A 17,584-nucleotide genomic window follows, 5' to 3' on the forward strand; every position below is an offset into this window, starting at 1 on the left:
TAGATATAAGATTATGAAACTGAATAATATATTCAAAATAGCGGGGCTTTCCTCTATGTTGCTGATTGGAAGTACCGGTTGTGAAGATTTTCTGACGAAAGACCATCCTACTGCAACGACGGATGATAAATTTTGGAAAACGATGAATGAGTGCGAGAGTGCGCTTGGACAATGTCGTTCATGGCCGAAGGCCGGATATGGCGGGGATGATTTGGGATTTGTTTGTATGGAAGGCATGACGGACAATATGTATTTCTTGTCAAATTTCGAACAGCGTATCGTCATGATGGGAAATGGCTCTTTGGTGCCTCCTACATCTAATAATTCTCCCTCTTCGTGGGAATCGACTTTTTGGACTTGGCGTTATTATTATCAGAAAATCCGTCGCTGTTGCCGTTTCTTGGAACATGTGGATGGCGCTTATTTCTCAGATGAATCCGAACGGACCCGTATGAAGGTGGAAGCACGGACGTGGCGGGCTTGGTATCATTTGAATTTGTTGCGATGGTATGGCCGCCACGATGGTATTCCTATTGTGGATAAGGCTTTGAATCCGACGGAAGTATATATGGGACGCAATACGGTGGAAGAATGCCTTGATTTTCTGAACCGGGAGTTTGATGAGATCTTGAGTGTCCAGGACGAAAAGGCTTTCCCCTTCTTGTGGGATGAAGGACGCCGTGACCGTATCAGCCAAGCGGTTGTCTTGGCCATGAAAATGGATATCAACTTGCAGTTTAAAAAGTATGATCTGGCGAAAGCGGCAGCAAAACGTTTGATCGATTCAGGGGCGTTTGAACTGTATTACGATACGGAATCCGGTGATTCGGATCCGTCGGCTAATTACCGGAACTTGTTTACTTATAAAGGAGAACAGAATAAAGAACGTATATTCTTCACGAGAGATGGGGCAAGTGACATTTGGTTCCGTAATATGGGAACTCCTTTAGGGGGACAAGGTTGTGCGGCTCCTTTGAAATCGTTGTTGGATACGTATGAAACGATAGACGGTAAGACGATTCAGTCGTTACCGGCATCCGAACGTGGGCTGTATGAAAAGGACCCGCTGTATAAACCTCGTGACCCGCGTTTAGCTGCAACGTTCATACTTCCGGGGGATGATTCTTCAATTACCAATTATACATACAAGCCATTTGATCCAAGCAGTAGCGATTATGTAGGTAAGACCGGAGCTTCTCGTTCCGGCTATATGCTGAAGAAATATATTGACGAGAATGACCGTTCGACAGGTAACGGTTCTTTGGATTTTCCTCTGTATCGCTATGCCGAAGTGTTATTGGACTATGTAGAATGTCTGGTTGAAACGGGCGATTGGCAGAGTCCGGAGGTCGAGACGTATATCAATATGATCCGCCATCGTGCCGGATTGCCGAATATGGATAAATCGGTCTATAACTCACAGGAGAAAGTTCGTGAACTTTATCGTCGTGAACGTCGCGTGGAACTTTGTTTTGAAAACAAACGTTATGACGATATCCGTCGTTGGGGAATAGGAGCGGAAACCATGAGCGGCCCGATTTATGGAGCCTGGAATCCGAATGACGAGGCTTTCGTATTGATTGAAACTCGTGCTTGCACATTCCCGAAACATGATTCTTGGCCATTCCCGCAACAGGAAGGAACGGCTAATCCGAATATCCAACAACCGACAGGTTGGTAAAATAATTCAGGTGTGTCAAAATATACTTGTCCCCGCGTCAAGCGCGGGGACAAGTATATTTTGACACACCTCCACTATTTTTACTTATCCGGCCAACGCAGAAGCGATGAACATGTAGATCATCATACCGATAAAAAGCCTGGGAAAGGCAGGTGTTAGTTTGAATGATGCCGAATATGGAGCAAAATCTATCTCTATAATACGCTTCCAAATTTTATCACTATATTTGTAAAGAGAATCTATTTATATGTATTAGATGGCATTCCGAAAAGATTACCTTAGATTTGCATCCGAGGATTACAGATGAAGGCATTGGATTCTCAAAAACATATTTGGAAATACCGGATGGCCTCAAGAATATACTTCTGGTTATTTTTCAAAGAAGAAAAATGAATATGATGAATACAGAATCCCATAACATAGAATTTAAAGAATCTTGGCGTGACGAATATCTGAAATGGATATGTGGTTTTGCCAATGCACAGGGTGGGACACTATTTGTCGGCATTAAGGACAATGGCGAAATCTGTGGTGTGCAGGATGCCAAGAAGTTGATGGAGGATATTCCCAACAAGGTACGTGATATGCTTGGTATCTTAGTAGAGGCCAATCTGAAAGAGGAACATGAAAAACAATATCTGGAAATTGTAACAGAAGTGTATCCTTATCCGATTAGTTTTCGTGGCAAATATTACCAGCGGAGCGGTGCTACCAATCAAGAATTGAAAGGTGCGGCACTTGACCGTTTCATGCTTCGCAAACAGGGAAAGACATGGGATAGCACACCTGTGCCTTATCTGAAAACAGAGGATTTGGACAATGCTACTTTTGACTTATTCCGTAAATATGCCAAACGAAGTGAACGCATGGAAGATGCTGATTTAATGGATGACAATCATGGTTTGTTAGAAAAACTTCGGCTTTATGAAGGCAATTATCTGAAACGCGCTGCAGCTTTGTTATTTCATCCTGACCCGGAACGTTACGTGACCGGAGCTTTTGTAAAGGTTGGTTTCTTCCGTGAAGGAATGGATTTGGTGTATCAAGATGAGGTACATGGCAATCTGTTTCAGCAAATTGTAAAACTGATGGATTTGCTATGTACTAAATACATGAAAGCTATCATTACCTACGAAGGCATCCACCGAATAGAAACATTGCCTATACCGAGAGAAGCTCTGCGCGAGGCACTACTGAACGCATGCATTAACAAAGATTATGCAGAACCTTCTCCCATACAAATCCGTGTATGGGAAAATAAACTGGAAATTGTAAATGGCGGTGTGTTGCCAGATGGATGGACTGTAAAAACACTACTATCTTCCCATCGAAGTTACCCTTACAACCCCGATATCGCTAATACATTCTTTCGCTCAGGAGAGATTGAAGCATGGGGACGTGGTATTGAGCGTATTATTATGGCTTGTAAGAATGACGGATTTTCTACACCGGAATTTCGTTACGATGCTTCGGGTATTTGGACGATATTCAAGTATGAGTATCCGGAAAGAGCAACTACCCAAAAGACTACCCAAAAGACTACCCAAAAGACTACCCAAAACCTGACGGAGCAACAACAGGCTATGCTATCCTTCCTAAAAGAGCATCCCGAAGCGACCCGGAAAGAAATAAGTGAAAACCTCCCTAACATCACAGAGAACGGTGTTAAGTATAATCTTTCACGTCTTCAAGAACTTGGCTTATTGGAACGTGTAGGAGGTAGAAAACAAGGCTTTTGGCGGATTGTCGAGTAAAAACTTTATGAATGATTTACAGACTTATCCGGCCAACGCAGAAGCGATGAACATGTAGATCATCATACCGATAATGTCGTTTGTGATCGTGATAAACGGGCCGGTGGCTAAAGCGGGATCGATCTTCAGTTTATCGAGTGTCATGGGGACCAATGTCCCGAAGATACTGGCGAACATCACGACTGCAAACAGGCTTAAAGAGACCGAAGCGGTGATGCCTCTGTCGCCTAACATGAAGAAATTATAGATAAATACGACTAAGCTGATGATACTGGCGTTGATCAGCGAAACGACAGACTCTTTCAATATCTGGGGCAGGATATTCCCTTCTTTCAAGCTGTTGTTGGCCAGGCCTTGCACCACGATGGCGGAAGATTGGATACCGACATTTCCGCCTGTTCCTCCGATCAGCGGGATAAACAGCGCCATTTTGGGGTTGACGGCAAAATTTCCTTCGAAATTCCCTAAAATCAGGGAATTCCCGATTCCACCTATCATTCCGATCAGAAGCCAGGGTAGACGGGCGGCTGTCTGGGTGAAGACGTTATCTGATGTTTCCACATCTTGCGAGATACCGGATGCCAACTGGTAGTCACGCTCGTGCTGTTCGCGGACTTCGTCCATAACGTCGTCGATGGTGATGCGTCCGACGAGACGCCCGATACTGTCGATGACCGGCAGGGCGACCAAGTCATACTTCTCGATTGTCTCGGTCACCTCTTCGATACTGTCGCTGTCACGGACGGAGATCGGGTCTTTCTTCATCACGTGCTTGATCTTCGAGACGGAAGGATTGGTGATCAGTTTCTGCAAGGGGAGGACTCCGCGCAGGCGTTCATCGTCGTCGACAACATAGACATAATAGATTTCATCCATGTCTTCGGCTTGCTTGCGCATCTCGTCGATGCATTTGGGCATACTCCAGTTCTCGTTCACCACGATCATTTCGGTACCCATCAAACCACCGGCGGTGTCTTCGTCGTATTTCAACAGGTCGACGATATCGCCTGCCTGTTCTACGTCTTCGATGTGCGAAAGAATCTCTTCCTGGGTGTCTTCGTCCAACTCACGCATCAGGTCTACTGCGTCGTCGGTCTCCATATTGTCCACGAAGCGTTTGGCAATCAGTTCGTTCGGGAGCTCTTTCAGTAACTTGTGGCGGTCTTCTTCGTCCAGTTCCATCAAGACATCCGCTGCCTTTTCACCATCCATCAGCAGATAGAGGTAGATCGCCTCTTGCAGATCAAGTTCCTTGTATAGTTCGGCTATATCGGCCGGATACAGTTCGTGCAGTATTTCCTTAATCTTTGCGTCATCCTTCTCTGTGATGATGTTTCTCAGATTGTCGATGTATTCTTTCGTCAGTTCAATCATACCTTGGAGAATTTATGATTTATGATTTATGATTTATGAAGCTTGTGTTTTGTTTCATAAATCATAAATCATAAATCTGAAATCATAAATCTTTTAAGTTCCGCTCCGTTATCAGCGTCAGTTCCACAAACTGCTCTACGGATAACTGTTCCGGCCGTTTGTCGAAGATCGGGAGCGAATAATCGGGACAATCCTTGCCCAGCAGAGGTTTCATGGAGTTACGCAATGTTTTGCGACGCTGGTTGAATGAGGTCTTGACAACCGTTTTGAAAAGTTTCTCGTCGCATCCCAACGATTTCCGGTCGTTACGCACCATCCTGATCACCGCACTCTTGACCTTTGGAGGCGGATCGAATACTTTTTCGCTGACGGTAAACAGATATTCCACTTCGTACCAGGCTTGCAGCAGGACGCTCAGGATACCGTATGTCTTACTGCCCGGACCGGCGGCAAGGCGTTCGGCTACCTCTTTCTGTATCATGCCTGAACAGCAGGGAATATGCTCCTTGTAGTCGAGCACTTTGAAGAATATCTGGCTGGATATATTGTAGGGGTAATTGCCGATCACACAAAACTGGTCCGGAAACAACTTGCCGAGATCCAAACGCAGAAAGTCTTCCGCCAAAATCTTACCTTCCAGAGTGGGAAAATTCTGTTCCAGATAATCGACTGATTCCATATCCAGTTCCACAACTGTCAGATCATGTCCTTTTTCCAGTAAGAATTGGGTGAGGACACCCATGCCCGGGCCGATTTCCAGTATGGGCAACTGTTTGTAGTCGGACAATGTATCTGCAATACGTTCAGCTATTTGCAGATCTTTCAGGAAATGTTGTCCTAACGCTTTCTTTGGCTTAACTAATCTCATCCACTTCTTCGGTGTAATGTGTTCGTATTTAAATATAATGCTTATCTTTGCAGGTGTACAAAAATACAACAAATAATTTAAAGTCATCTACGCATAATGGATTTTAAAGCAATTCTACGCACGTTTCTCAAGATAATTCTCCCGCTTGCTTTCGGTTGTTTACTCCTTTGGTATCTGTACAGTAAGATGGATATTGGCGAAATCTGGAATGTGATACGTAAGGGTGTCCGTTATGAAATCATTCTTTTTTCCCTTTTGTTCGGCTTGGGAGCCAACATTATCCGGGGATTGCGTTGGGGACTGTTGATCCGTTCGCTGGGCGATAAGGTGAAGACTGTCAATGTGGTCTATGCCGTGTTGGGAAATTATGCCGTGAATCTTGTGCTGCCACGTGTCGGTGAAATCTGGCGTTGTGGGATGATAACCAAGTATGACAAGATCCCGTTTACCCGCTTGTTGGGAACGTTGCTGATCGATCGTGTGAGCGATACCATCATGGTCGGGCTGATCACCATGTCTATCATTGTCTTCAATTTTGATTTCTTCCGTAGCTTCTTTGCGAAGAACCCGGCGTTGCTGGACGGCTTTCAGTCTATGTTCAACTCGATATGGATTTACGTGGTCGGCGTAATTTTTATTGCCGGAATTTGGTTTATATTCACATATATGAGTAACTTTACGCTGGTCAAGAAAGCAAAGTCGATGTTGCAGAACGTCTGGGACGGAATGAAGAGCATTTGGCTGATGAAGCGTAAAGGTCTTTTCGTGATTCAAACCCTGTTGATCTGGACAGGATATTTCCTGTATTTCTACATCACATTCTATGCTTTCGATTTTACCCGTGACTTGGGCGTGACGGTCGGCCTGATCGCTTTTACGATGAGCAGTATCGCCGTGGCAGTACCCGTTCAGGGAGGAATCGGCCCGTGGCATTTTATGGTGATCGCCACCTTGATGTGCTTCGGGGTGAAAGAAACCGATGCTGCGGCTTTCGCCCTTGTGGTGCATACGGTGCAAACCGCCTGGCTCGGGCTTACGGGGTTGTTCGGTGTGGTGGCACTGCCCTTTGCGAATAAAACAATTGACAATGGACAATTGACGATTGACAATTAATGGTCTGGTTGTCCATTCGAAATATATAAATAGTAGTATCAACCTAATTGTCATTGCCAATTATCAATTGTCCGTTGATTAATAAGTTGTCAATAGTCAATTAAAACGCAGTTTTATTTATGTCAGCAGAAATCAAAAATCTTTCTCCGCAGCCTGTCTGGGGTTATTTCTATGACCTTACGCAAATCCCGCGTCCGACCGGGCATATGGAGGCTGTAACCCGTTTTATGGTAGCTTTTGGTAAAGGTTTGGGATTGGAAACCTTGCAGGATGAAGTGGGAAACGTTTTGATTCGTAAACCGGCTTCACCGGGGATGGAAGGACACAAAACCGTGACCATGCAGTCCCACCTCGATATGGTTCCACAGAAGAACTCTTCGGTAAAACATGATTTTCTAACCGATCCGATCGATGCTTACATAGATGGAGATTGGGTGAAGGCGCGTGAAACGACATTGGGCGCCGATAATGGCATGGGGGCTGCTTTTGCGATGGCTGTCCTGGCAGACAAGACGTTGAAGCATGGTCCGCTGGAAGCTCTTTTCACTATTAACGAAGAAGTGGGAATGGATGGGGCAGTCGGTCTGAAGCCGGGGTTCCTGAAAGGGGAGATACTTTTGAACTGTGATTCGGAGGAAGAAGGCGAGCTGTTTGTCGGCTGTGCCGGTGGCGCCGATCTGAATGTCTCCATGCAATTCAAGGAAGATACTTATATCCCGGAGGGCGATGTTGCCGTGAAAATCTGCCTGACCGGTTTGAAAGGCGGCCATTCCGGTGTGGATATTCATTTGGGGCGTGCGAATGCGAATAAGCTGATGTTCCGTTTCTTGAAAGAGGCTGTACGCGATTACGGGGCTCGCCTGTCGTCTATCGACGGCGGTTCGTTGCGCAACGCAATCCCGCGCGAGGCTTTTGCCGTCATAACGATCCCGGGCGATAACGTGGAAGCTCTCTGGGAGCTTGTTTCCGATTATCAGGAAATGTATCGTTCCGAATATAAGGGCATCGAACACAATATTAATTTTATGGCTGAAATGACCGATATGCCGGCAACTCTGATTCCGGAAGAGATTCAGGATGATTTGATCAACGCGATAGAAGGTTGCCAGAACGGTGTGATCAGTATGTTGGTCGATTTCCCGGGCACGGTCGAATCGTCTACAAACCTGGCAATCGTCAAGTCATCGAACGAAATGATCGAGATTCAGATTTTGGTTCGAAGTTCGTCCGAGAGCCGTAAGGATGCTGTTTGTTCGAGCTTGGAAAGTATTTTCTCTCTGGCCGGGGCGAAGGTGGAATATTCGGATGGTTACGGCGGATGGCAGCCGAATATTGATTCACCGATATTGAAAATCATGCAGCAGGCTTATCTGGATCTGTACGGAAAGAAACCGGAAGCGAAGGTTATGCATGCCGGCCTGGAATGTGGAATTATCCAGGAAGCCTATCCCGGTATGGATATGATCTCTATCGGTCCGGACTTGCAGCATCCGCATTCTCCTGACGAACGTGTGAGCATACAGTCTGTTGCCCGTACGTGGAACTTTATTGTGACGACGCTTGCGAGAATCTGATTCGTATCCTATATATAATATTGTAAAAAAAGCCTCCGATGAATTCAATCCATTGGAGGCTTTTTTATTTCGTCTTCATATTCCCGACTTATCTCATGGAATGATTGCGATACATCATCAACTATACAAAGTCTTTATTTTATCGGTTCAAAAGGCAGTTCCGTGTCTTTTCTGTAGCCTGTGCCGTTGAAGGTGGCGATCAGGTCGCCGGCTTCGTTGGTGATACGTACTTCACAGTTGGCAAGCCTTTTGTGGCTGAATGCTTCGTGAGCTTCGGCATAAAGGAAACCTTTGCTTTCGGCTTTGAAGAAGTTGATGCTGGAAGTAATGGAAAGCGTCAGACGCGCATGGCTGTTTGTCGCAGCAGCAAAAGCCAGATCTGCTAAAGTGAAGATGGCGCCGCCCTGGCAGACGCCGCCACCGTTGAGGTGTTCGGGCTTTATTTCCATGCGGGCCTTTGCATAACCGTTACCAGTCTCCAACAGTTCGACACCGGCCAATAATGCAAATTTGTCTCCTTGAAGGAATTCGTTTATCGTCATGATCCTGCTTTATTTGCTTAATTTCCATTCGGCTCCGTCTTTCGTATCTTTGATCTCAAAACCGATAGCCGTCAGTTCGTTACGAATCTTATCCGATGTAGCCCAGTCTTTGTTGGCTTTCGCCTGTTGGCGGATGGTCAGCAACAGATCCATTGCTTTTCCAAACGCTTCATTGCTATTGTTGCCGGCTGAAGCCGCTTCGTCTTTCATTCCGAGGATATCGAAGATGAACGTATGGAATACATCCTGCAATTCTTTCAGGTCTTCGGCCGAAATCGTTGCCTTACCGTCCTTTACGGAATTGATGGCACGGGTCGCATCGAACAAGTGTGCGATCACGATCGGTGAGTTCAGATCGTCGTTCATCGCATCGTAGCATTTGCGGCGCAAATCCTTTACATCCACTGTTGAAACATCGGCTGCCTTTAATTTCATCAGATGATTGTAAGCGTCCATCAAGCGTTCCAATCCCTTTTCGGCTGCCAGCAGGGCTTCGTTGCTGAAATCTACCGTACTGCGGTAATGGGCCTGGAGGATGAAGAAGCGGATGGTCATGGGCGAATAGGCCTGGCTTAACACTTTATTATTACCGGTAAAGAATTCGTCCAGCGTGATGAAGTTGCCCAAGGATTTTCCCATCTTCTGTCCGTTGATGGTGATCATGTTGTTGTGCATCCAGTAATGGACCATTTCTTCGCCTTGGGAAGCGACAGCCTGTGCAATCTCGCATTCGTGATGCGGAAAGATCAGGTCCATCCCACCGCCGTGGATATCGAAATGTTCACCCAAGTATTTTTTACCCATTGCCGTACATTCGCAATGCCAGCCGGGAAATCCGTCGCTCCACGGGGAAGGCCAGCGCATGATATGTTCCGGCTGTGCACATTTCCAAAGGGCAAAGTCGATCGGATTATGCTTCTCGTCCTGTCCGTCCAACGCACGGGTCGTATTCAACATGTCATCGATGTTACGTCCGGAAAGAACACCGTAGTTATGATCCTTGTTGTATTTCTCCACGTCGAAATAGACAGACCCTTTGCTTTCGTATGCATAACCGTTATCCAGTATCTTCTTGACCAGTTCGATCTGTTCGATGATATGGCCGGACGCATGTGGCTCGATGCTGGGCGGCAGCACGTTGAGCGCTTCCATCGCATGATGGTAACGGTTTAGGTAATACTGCACGACCTCCATCGGTTCGAGCTGTTCGAGACGGGCTTTCTTGGCAATCTTGTCTTCACCGTCGTCTGCGTCATGTTCCAAGTGACCGACATCCGTTATGTTGCGTACATAGCGTACTTTGTATCCTATATGTGTCAGATAACGGAACAGCAGGTCGAATGTGATCGCCGGACGTGCATGACCCAGATGGGCATCGCCATAAACAGTAGGGCCACAAACATACATACCCACATGCGGTTCGTGCAGCGGGATGAACTGTTCCTTTTTTCTTGTGAGTGTGTTGTAAATGCTTAATGGATGTTCCATATCTATTTGTATTTAAGTGGGGCAAACTTACAATAAAATCGGATAATTTTGAGTAAGTTTGTCCCTAATAATTGAAAATATAATAAACGAAAGATTCAGTCATGAAATTAAACTCTGTTTTGACATTCTTATTTATTGCCCTGTTTACGGCTTGTAAAGGTGGCACGTATGATCTGTCCGCGTACGGACTGAAACCTGATACCGGTGAAAATGCTTCTCCATTGATAGCGAAAGCCCTTCAGCAAATAGCGGCGGAATCGAACTCCGACACGGTCCGGATTTTCCTGCCGAAAGGTCGTTATGATTTTTACCCGTCGGGTTCTTCAGAGCGTGAATATTTCATTTCCAACCATGACCAGGATAATCCGAAACAGGTGGGACTGGCTTTCGAGAATATGAAGAACGTGGTTTTTGACGGGCAAGGATCCGAACTGATTTTCCACGGACGGATGCTTCCGGTCTCTCTGGTAGGTTCGGATAATTGTACGTTGAAAAATTTCAGTATCGACTTTTTAAATCCACATATCAGCCAGGTAAAAGTGTTGGAGAACGACACGATTGGCGGTATGATCACCTACGAGGTTGCTCCCTGGGTGGAATACGAAATACGTGACAGCAACTTTGTTGCCAAAGGGGAAGGTTGGGAGCATGTCCCTGCTGGAGGAATCGCTTTTGAAGGGGATACGAAGCGATTGGTCTATACGACCAGCGATATCCGTGTGGGTAGCAAGCGGGTCACCGAGATTGCGCCACGCAAAATCCTTGCCCCTTGGAAGAACAAGAAACTGATACCGGGAACAGTTGTCGTATTTCGTGGGTATGGGCGTCCAACACCGGGCGTTTTCATGTATCATGATACGAATACGATACTTGAAAACATACAGGTGCATTATGCGGAAGGAATGGGTTTGTTGGCTCAGATGAGCGAGAATATCACACTGGATAAATTCTCGGTCTGCCTGCGTGGCCAGGATGATCCGCGTTATTTTACGACACAGGCCGATGCCACTCATTTTTCCGGTTGCAAGGGGCTGATCCGTTCGGTCGGCGGTCTGTATGAAGGGATGATGGATGATGCCATCAATGTGCACGGAACTTACTTGAAAGTGCAGAAACGGATAGACGACAAGACGTTGGTCGGCGAGTATATGCACGGTCAATCCTACGGTTTTGAATGGGGGCGTCCGGGGGATACCGTCCAGTTTATCGATTCCAAGACGATGGAGATTTTAGGAGAGCAGAACAAGGTGACAGCGATTGAGGCTGTCGATAAGCCGGACGATCACGGTGCCAAACAGTTCCGTATTACGTTCGAGAAGTCTGTCGATCCTGCCATCAGTGAAGCCGGCACTTACGGTATCGAGAATCTGGAATGGACACCTGAGGTTTATTTTGCCGATAATGTGATCCGCAATAACCGTGCCCGCGGTTCCCTGTTCAGTACTCCGAAGAAGACAGTGGTCGAGAATAACATCTTCGATCATACATCCGGTACGGCAATCCTCTTGTGCGGTGACTGTAACGGCTGGTTCGAGACGGGTGCCTGCCATGACGTATTGATCCGGAACAATCGCTTTATCAACGCATTGACAAATCAATTCCAGTTCACGAATGCTGTTATTTCCATCTATCCGGAGATACCGGATTTGAAGGATCAGAAGAAATATTTCCATAGTGGAATCGTGATCGAGGACAACGAGTTCGAGACTTTTGACATGCCGATCCTGTATGCTAAATCGGTGGATGGCCTTGTTTTCCGTAATAATGTGGTTAAACAAAATCACGATTATCCGGCTTTCCATTGGAACAACCATCGCATCTACTTCCAGCGCGTTGTTAATGCCGAGATCAAAGATAATCGGTTCGATGGAGGGTTCGATGAAGCCAAAGATATAAGGTCTGAGGACTAAAAAAAGCCTCGGTAAGGTAGCAGAATGCTGGGGAATTATTATCCGGGGTTTTGCAGAAGTGAAAAAAAGGCGGTGTGCCAAAAAGTACTTGGCACACCGCCTTTTTTATTATACTTATTAATGATCCGTCCAATCCCCATTCTCCATTATCAGCTGGATCAATCGTTCCACAGCTTCTTCTTCGGGAATGTTTTTCAGGACACATTCTTTTCCTTTGTATAAACTGATCCGGTTCTTTCCGGCACCGACATAGCCGTAATCGGCATCCGCCATTTCGCCAGGCCCGTTCACGATACATCCCATGATGCCGATCTTCAAGCCTTTCAGGTGTGCGGTGGCTTCTTTGATACGGGCGATTGTCGTTTGCAAGTCATATAAGGTACGCCCGCAACTTGGGCAGGAGATATATTCTGTCTTGCTGATGCGGGTACGGGTTGCCTGCAGAATGCCGAACATGCAGCTATCCGTCACCATTGCTTCGCAACCTTCGTTGTGCAGCATGATGCCATCACCGAAACCGTCTAACAACAAAGTCCCGAAGTCGGCAGCCGATTTCAGTTGCAACGCTTCGATATCCGTTTCCCTATAATCGCGGTGCAAGACGACCGGCACGTCGCAACCGGCTGACAGCAAGCGATGCATGGCTGCACGTTCGGCGGCGATACCGTTCCGGTGATGCGTACTCAAGATTACGATTACGGAAGTGTCTTCTTTCAGGACCTCGATTACGCGGTCGGTCAGATCCCGGTAGGTGAGGCGTATAAATTTCAGGGGAGCGGAATAATCTTTCAGTTCCTCTATTTCCGATGCTATAAAGAAAGGGTAGGCATTCGGACGTTCTTTCCAGAAGTGGGCGTCTACCAAAAGGCGGAAATTGTCCGGCAGATTGTCAGGATCTTCCTTACCTATATATAGATAGTCCGGTTGAGACGCATAATCGAACTCGAAATCACCGTTGCTGCGGTCGGAAATGACAACCGGCGGGAAATTACCCCCCATTCCTTCCGTCACCCGGCTACGGCGACGCTCGACAGCAACCGGATCGTATCCCGGAGCCGGCATGGCTTCTATCGGTTCGTGCCCTTCACGTTCGAGTATGTAATCGACCAGTTTGCGGGCAACCGGAATTTCAGCTTCCGGATCTTCACTCAGGGAGACGCGAATCGTGTCGCCGATGCCATCGGACAGCAAAGCGCCGATACCGACGGCACTCTTGATACGTCCGTCTTCGCCGTCGCCGGCTTCCGTCACACCGAGATGCAACGGATAGTGCATATCTTCCGTTTCCATTGTCCTGACCAGCAAGCGGACGGTTTTTACCATGACAACCGTGTTCGAGGCCTTAATAGAAATCACGACATCGGAAAAGTTTTCATCCCGGCAGATACGCAGAAATTCCATACAAGAGGCAACCATGCCTTCGGGAGTGTCGCCATAGCGGCTCATGATCCGGTCGGACAGCGAACCGTGGTTCACGCCGATGCGGATGGCGGTTCCGTGTGCTTTGCAGATGTTAAGAAATGGAATGAAACGGTCGCGTATCTTCTGCAATTCTGCGGCATATTCCTCATCGGTATATTCCAGCAGGTCGAACGTCTTCACTTTGTCGACATAGTTTCCGGGGTTGATACGCACTTTCTCCACCTCTTCGGCAGCGGCGTCGGCCGCACGTGGGTTGAAATGGATGTCGGCGATCAACGGAGTCGTATATCCGGCTTCGTGAAGTTGTTTACGGATTACGCCTAAATTGCGGGCCTCACGTTCTCCTTGGGCAGTGAAACGCACATATTCCGCACCGGCCTCGATCATCCGGATCGCTTGGCTGACGGCCGCATCGGTGTCCATTGTGGAGACGTTTGCCATCGACTGGATGCGAATCGGATAGTCACCTCCAAGCGGCGTGTTCCCTATGTTGACAACAGACGATTTACGGCGACGATAGTTAAAAAAATCTTCCATTTTTTTAAGTTGAAAGGTGAAAGTTGAAAGGTGAGAGTTGAAAGTTGAAAGTCAACAAAAACGCAAAGTATTCGATACCGCTTGCCTCCCTTGTTGACTCTCACCTTTCAACCTCACCTTTCAACTAATTCGTTTTATATTTGAAGGAAACCTTAGCCAGTTCTTCGTTTGCTTTTACAATTTTCTTTTTAAGGTCTTCCTTGTAGGCTGCGAGCTTATCCTGGAGCTGTTCGTCTCCGACGGCAAGTATTTGGACTGCCAGAATCCCGGCGTTCAGGGCTCCGTTGATACCGACGGTGGCAACTGGTATTCCCGGAGGCATCTGTACGATGGCCAGTAAGGCATCCATACCGTCGAGCGTCGAATTGATAGGTACGCCGATTACGGGAACTGTCGTCATGGAAGCGATCACACCACATAGATGAGCAGCCATACCGGCAGCCGCAATAATCACTTTGATACCGCGTCCTTTGGCTCCTTTGGCGAATGCTTCCACTTCGGCAGGCGTGCGGTGGGCGGATAAAGCGTGCATTTCGAACGGGATCTCCATCTCGTCGAGCAGTTTGGCCGCTTTTTCCATTACGGGCAGATCCGAAGTACTGCCCATAATGATACTAACTACAGGTGTCATTTCGCAATCATTTGTTCGTATTCGGCAGCAGACATCAGTTCATCCAGTTCGGAAGGATCTGAAATGGTGATCTTGATCAGCCATCCGTTACCATATACATCTTCATTCACCAGTTCGGGTTTGTCTTCCAATTCGGCATTCATTTCGATTACTTCACCACCTACCGGCATGAACAGGTCTGAAACAGTCTTTACTGCTTCGATTGTTCCGAAAACTTCTTCTTTGCCAACAACTTCGCCTTCTGTCGTGATGTCGACGAAAACGATTTCGCCCAATTCGCTTTGTGCGTAATCAGTAATACCAACGTAGGCAACATTGCCATCTACACGGATCCATTCATGATCTTTTGTGTACTTTAAATCTGTAGGAAAATTCATAATTTTAGTGTTTTTATTAGATGAATAAATAGATATAACTCAAGAATGAGGCTACAAAGGTACATATAAATCCGAGACAAAACCCGGCGTATACCTGCATGGGAGTATGCCTTTTCAGAAAGATACGTGAAGTCCCGACCAGCCCCGCTATTATGATCACGATAATAAAGGCCCAATAAGGGTTTATCAAGTGGATCCGCGCTACGCCCATGATGCCACCCAATAATCCGCCTATCCCGATCGCATGAGCGCTGATCTTCCAGAAAAAGTTGATGAGCAACGCTAAGATTAGCGCTATACAAGCACCTAATAGCAAAGAAATGAACCAGAACGGCAACATCATTTTATACATATAGAAAGCGCAGACCATGATCGATGTGATAAAGATCAGGTACGGAACCACGCGTTCATGCCTGTTCGAGAGTTCCATATCGACTGCCGCCCCGTTTTTTACCATCATAAAGATGAATGCTCCGGGGATAACTGCCGTTGACAGGAATGCTCCGCCTGCGAGCAACAGCTTTATCGTCGGCGGATAGATTGCCAGATACGTGAAGGTGAGAGCCAACACGACCCCATACGTCACCATCAGCAACGGGTGGAACATACCGGATATGATATTTGAAAATAACCTCATAACGTTTCAATTTTATATTTCTTTTCTGAGTCGCGCAACCGGAATACCCAATTGTTCGCGGTATTTGGCTACCGTACGGCGGGCGATGATATAGCCTTTCTCTTTCAAGATGGAGGCCAACTCCTCGTCGGTAAGCGGTTTGCGTTTGTCTTCACCGTCGATATGCTCTTTCATGATCTTTTTCACCTCACGGGTGGAGATTTCTTCGCCACTGTCGGTTTGCATCGATTCGGAGAAGAAATATTTGAGCGGATAGATGCCGAAGTTCGTCTGCACGTACTTGCTGTTGCTCACACGTGAGATTGTCGAGATGTCATATCCGGCCCGTTCCGCCACATCTTTGAGGATCATCGGGCGCAAGGTCGCTTCATCACCGGTGAGGAAGAAATCGCGTTGCAGGAGGATGATTGTTTCCATCGTGCGTTGCAAAGTTTCCTGACGTTGCTTGATGGCATCGATAAACCACTGGGCGGAATCGAGTTTTTGCTTCACAAACTGGACGGCTTCCTTCATCTGGTTCGTCTGGTTCGCCTTGTTGCCGGCGTAATCCTGAAACATCTCCGCATATTCACGGTTGATGCGCATATCGGGAATTCCCCGGTTGTTCATGCTTAAGATCAGTTCACCATTGACAGCTTCCACCACAAAATCGGGAATGATCTGGCTCATAGCCGTCTCCATGGAACCACCCCAGCTGCTGCAAGGTTTGGGATCGAGGGTCGTTATTTCACGGATCGCTTTTTTCAAGGCGGCTTCATCGATCTCCAGCCCTTTCATGATCTTGTCGTAATGCTTGCGGGTGAACTCTTCAAAAAAGTCGGTCAACATCCGGGTTGCCAACTCCGTCTCGGGTGTTTTTTCCCGGCGGGCCAACTGGAGCAGCAGGCATTCTTGGAGGTTGCGGGCGCCGACTCCTGCCGGATCAAAATCCTGTATGATGGCAAGTACTTCTTCTATTTCTTTTTCCGTCACATCCTGCCCTGCCTGAAACACCAGGTCATCGGCTATGGCGGACAGGTCACGGCGTAAATAACCGTCGTCGTCTATATTCCCGATGATATATTCGGCGATTTTCACCTGCTTCTCCGGCAAATCCCGCAATCCGAGCTGTTGGAGCAGATATTCGTTCAGAGATTCACTGACCGAGAAAGGAACATCCTCCTTCTTTTCCGTCCGCTCGCTCAATTCGCGAAGCTTGTAATCGGGTATGTCGTCCTCGCTCATATAGTCGCCGAGTGAAAGGTCGATGTCTGTTTCGCCTCCTCCTTCCGTCTCGTTAGATGTCAACTCCTCGCCACCTTCGTCAGTACGGTCAAAGTCTTCCGCAATATCCTTTCCTTCTTCCAACGCGGGATTATCTTCCAGTTCATGCTTCACGCGTTCTTCCAGCTCTATGGCGGGGAGCTCCAGAAGCCGGATCAACTGAATCTGCTGCGGAGAGAGTTTTTGCTGTAACTTTTGCTGTAACTGTTGCTTCAACATAATCAAATTCAATAAATAAAGGACAATCGCCGGATCGTCCGATGTTAGAACATGCAAATATAACTTTTTACACGGAATGACCTCGATATTCAAAATATAATAGTTCTAAAGGAAGATAGATTAAATCATTATTATTGACGAAAAATGCTCAGAATCAAAACTATTTTTTATTTTTGTCATCATATAAAGAATCT

At 46.9% G+C, this 17,584-nt stretch carries 14 protein-coding genes; 5 read left to right on the forward strand and 9 right to left on the reverse strand.

The annotated features are described in order from the left end of the window. The first annotated feature begins 13 nt into the window (after positions 1-13). On the forward strand, positions 14-1,681 hold the full coding sequence (locus BQ9893_RS17075; protein WP_075967433.1) for a RagB/SusD family nutrient uptake outer membrane protein: 1,668 nt from the start codon (positions 14-16) through the stop codon (positions 1,679-1,681). Positions 1,682-2,076: 395 nt separating this feature from the next. Then, positions 2,077-3,435 carry an ATP-binding protein gene (locus BQ9893_RS17080; protein ID WP_244155171.1) on the forward strand — a complete coding sequence of 453 codons (1,359 nt, stop codon included), beginning with the start codon at positions 2,077-2,079 and terminating at the stop codon, positions 3,433-3,435. A 24-nt stretch (positions 3,436-3,459) separates the two neighbouring features. Here BQ9893_RS17080 and mgtE read toward each other — a convergent pair whose 3' ends face one another. Together mgtE and rsmA are read right to left on the reverse strand one after the other, a co-directional pair. Then, positions 3,460-4,809 (reverse strand): magnesium transporter, encoded by a 1,350-nt coding sequence (gene mgtE, locus BQ9893_RS17085; protein ID WP_075967043.1) that lies wholly within the window; start codon positions 4,807-4,809, stop codon positions 3,460-3,462. 82 nt (positions 4,810-4,891) lie between these two features. Continuing rightward, positions 4,892-5,677, reverse strand: a complete 786-nt coding sequence (gene rsmA / locus BQ9893_RS17090; RefSeq protein WP_075967434.1) for a 16S rRNA (adenine(1518)-N(6)/adenine(1519)-N(6))-dimethyltransferase RsmA — start codon at positions 5,675-5,677, stop codon at positions 4,892-4,894. A 96-nt stretch (positions 5,678-5,773) separates the two neighbouring features. Here rsmA and BQ9893_RS17095 point away from each other — a divergent pair, with 96 nt between their 5' ends. Further along, complete coding sequence (locus BQ9893_RS17095) at positions 5,774-6,790, forward strand: lysylphosphatidylglycerol synthase transmembrane domain-containing protein (protein WP_075967044.1); 1,017 nt, start codon at positions 5,774-5,776, stop codon at positions 6,788-6,790. Positions 6,791-6,909: 119 nt separating this feature from the next. Continuing rightward, the gene (locus BQ9893_RS17100; protein WP_075967045.1) at positions 6,910-8,364 is read left to right on the forward strand and encodes an aminoacyl-histidine dipeptidase; all 1,455 of its coding nucleotides are present in this window, start codon (positions 6,910-6,912) and stop codon (positions 8,362-8,364) included. 134 nt (positions 8,365-8,498) lie between these two features. Here the strand turns inward: BQ9893_RS17100 and BQ9893_RS17105 are convergent, their stop codons facing one another. After that, on the reverse strand, positions 8,499-8,906 hold the full coding sequence (locus BQ9893_RS17105; RefSeq protein WP_075967046.1) for a PaaI family thioesterase: 408 nt from the start codon (positions 8,904-8,906) through the stop codon (positions 8,499-8,501). A 9-nt stretch (positions 8,907-8,915) separates the two neighbouring features. Continuing rightward, a complete protein-coding gene (cysS, locus tag BQ9893_RS17110) occupies positions 8,916-10,394 on the reverse strand; it encodes a cysteine--tRNA ligase (RefSeq protein ID WP_075967047.1) in 1,479 nt (492 codons plus the stop codon). 101 nt (positions 10,395-10,495) lie between these two features. Between cysS and BQ9893_RS17115 the strand changes: the two genes are divergently transcribed. Then, positions 10,496-12,304, forward strand: a complete 1,809-nt coding sequence (locus tag BQ9893_RS17115; protein ID WP_075967048.1) for an alpha-1,3-galactosidase-related protein — start codon at positions 10,496-10,498, stop codon at positions 12,302-12,304. Between the two features lie 117 nt (positions 12,305-12,421). On the opposite strand, the gene BQ9893_RS17120 is transcribed toward BQ9893_RS17115, so the two are convergent. The 5 genes from BQ9893_RS17120 to rpoN all read right to left on the reverse strand — a co-directional run bounded on the left by BQ9893_RS17120 (position 12,422) and on the right by rpoN (position 17,390). Continuing rightward, entirely contained in the window at positions 12,422-14,263 is a 1,842-nt protein-coding gene (locus BQ9893_RS17120) for a 4-hydroxy-3-methylbut-2-en-1-yl diphosphate synthase (protein WP_075967049.1), read from the reverse strand. A gap of 124 nt (positions 14,264-14,387) precedes the next feature. Further along, the gene (gene purE / locus BQ9893_RS17125; RefSeq protein WP_075967050.1) at positions 14,388-14,894 is read right to left on the reverse strand and encodes a 5-(carboxyamino)imidazole ribonucleotide mutase; all 507 of its coding nucleotides are present in this window, start codon (positions 14,892-14,894) and stop codon (positions 14,388-14,390) included. Next, positions 14,891-15,271, reverse strand: a complete 381-nt coding sequence (gene gcvH / locus BQ9893_RS17130; RefSeq protein WP_075967051.1) for a glycine cleavage system protein GcvH — start codon at positions 15,269-15,271, stop codon at positions 14,891-14,893. Before gcvH ends, purE begins: the two co-directional genes overlap by 4 nt. Before the next feature lie 16 nt (positions 15,272-15,287). Further along, positions 15,288-15,908, reverse strand: coding sequence for a hypothetical protein (locus BQ9893_RS17135; protein WP_075967052.1), 621 nt, complete (start codon positions 15,906-15,908; stop codon positions 15,288-15,290). Positions 15,909-15,920: 12 nt separating this feature from the next. Next, the gene (rpoN, locus tag BQ9893_RS17140) at positions 15,921-17,390 is read right to left on the reverse strand and encodes an RNA polymerase factor sigma-54 (protein ID WP_075967435.1); all 1,470 of its coding nucleotides are present in this window, start codon (positions 17,388-17,390) and stop codon (positions 15,921-15,923) included. Positions 17,391-17,584 lie beyond the last annotated feature (194 nt).

The sequence above is a fragment of the Parabacteroides massiliensis genome, from assembly GCF_900155425.1.
Taxonomy (GTDB): domain Bacteria; phylum Bacteroidota; class Bacteroidia; order Bacteroidales; family Tannerellaceae; genus Parabacteroides; species Parabacteroides massiliensis.

Excerpts from the sequence above, each read along its gene's own strand:
- BQ9893_RS17075 (WP_075967433.1), top strand. The coding sequence starts at position 14 with ATGAAACTGAATAATATATTCAAAATAGCGGGGCTTTCCTCTATGTTG.
- BQ9893_RS17080 (WP_244155171.1), top strand. The coding sequence starts at position 2,077 with ATGATGAATACAGAATCCCATAACATAGAATTTAAAGAATCTTGGCGT.
- mgtE (WP_075967043.1), bottom strand. The coding sequence starts at position 4,809 with ATGATTGAACTGACGAAAGAATACATCGACAATCTGAGAAACATCATC.
- rsmA (WP_075967434.1), bottom strand. The coding sequence starts at position 5,677 with ATGAGATTAGTTAAGCCAAAGAAAGCGTTAGGACAACATTTCCTGAAA.
- BQ9893_RS17095 (WP_075967044.1), top strand. The coding sequence starts at position 5,774 with ATGGATTTTAAAGCAATTCTACGCACGTTTCTCAAGATAATTCTCCCG.
- BQ9893_RS17100 (WP_075967045.1), top strand. The coding sequence starts at position 6,910 with ATGTCAGCAGAAATCAAAAATCTTTCTCCGCAGCCTGTCTGGGGTTAT.
- BQ9893_RS17105 (WP_075967046.1), bottom strand. The coding sequence starts at position 8,906 with ATGACGATAAACGAATTCCTTCAAGGAGACAAATTTGCATTATTGGCC.
- cysS (WP_075967047.1), bottom strand. The coding sequence starts at position 10,394 with ATGGAACATCCATTAAGCATTTACAACACACTCACAAGAAAAAAGGAA.
- BQ9893_RS17115 (WP_075967048.1), top strand. The coding sequence starts at position 10,496 with ATGAAATTAAACTCTGTTTTGACATTCTTATTTATTGCCCTGTTTACG.
- BQ9893_RS17120 (WP_075967049.1), bottom strand. The coding sequence starts at position 14,263 with ATGGAAGATTTTTTTAACTATCGTCGCCGTAAATCGTCTGTTGTCAAC.
- purE (WP_075967050.1), bottom strand. The coding sequence starts at position 14,894 with ATGACACCTGTAGTTAGTATCATTATGGGCAGTACTTCGGATCTGCCC.
- gcvH (WP_075967051.1), bottom strand. The coding sequence starts at position 15,271 with ATGAATTTTCCTACAGATTTAAAGTACACAAAAGATCATGAATGGATC.
- BQ9893_RS17135 (WP_075967052.1), bottom strand. The coding sequence starts at position 15,908 with ATGAGGTTATTTTCAAATATCATATCCGGTATGTTCCACCCGTTGCTG.
- rpoN (WP_075967435.1), bottom strand. The coding sequence starts at position 17,390 with ATGTTGAAGCAACAGTTACAGCAAAAGTTACAGCAAAAACTCTCTCCG.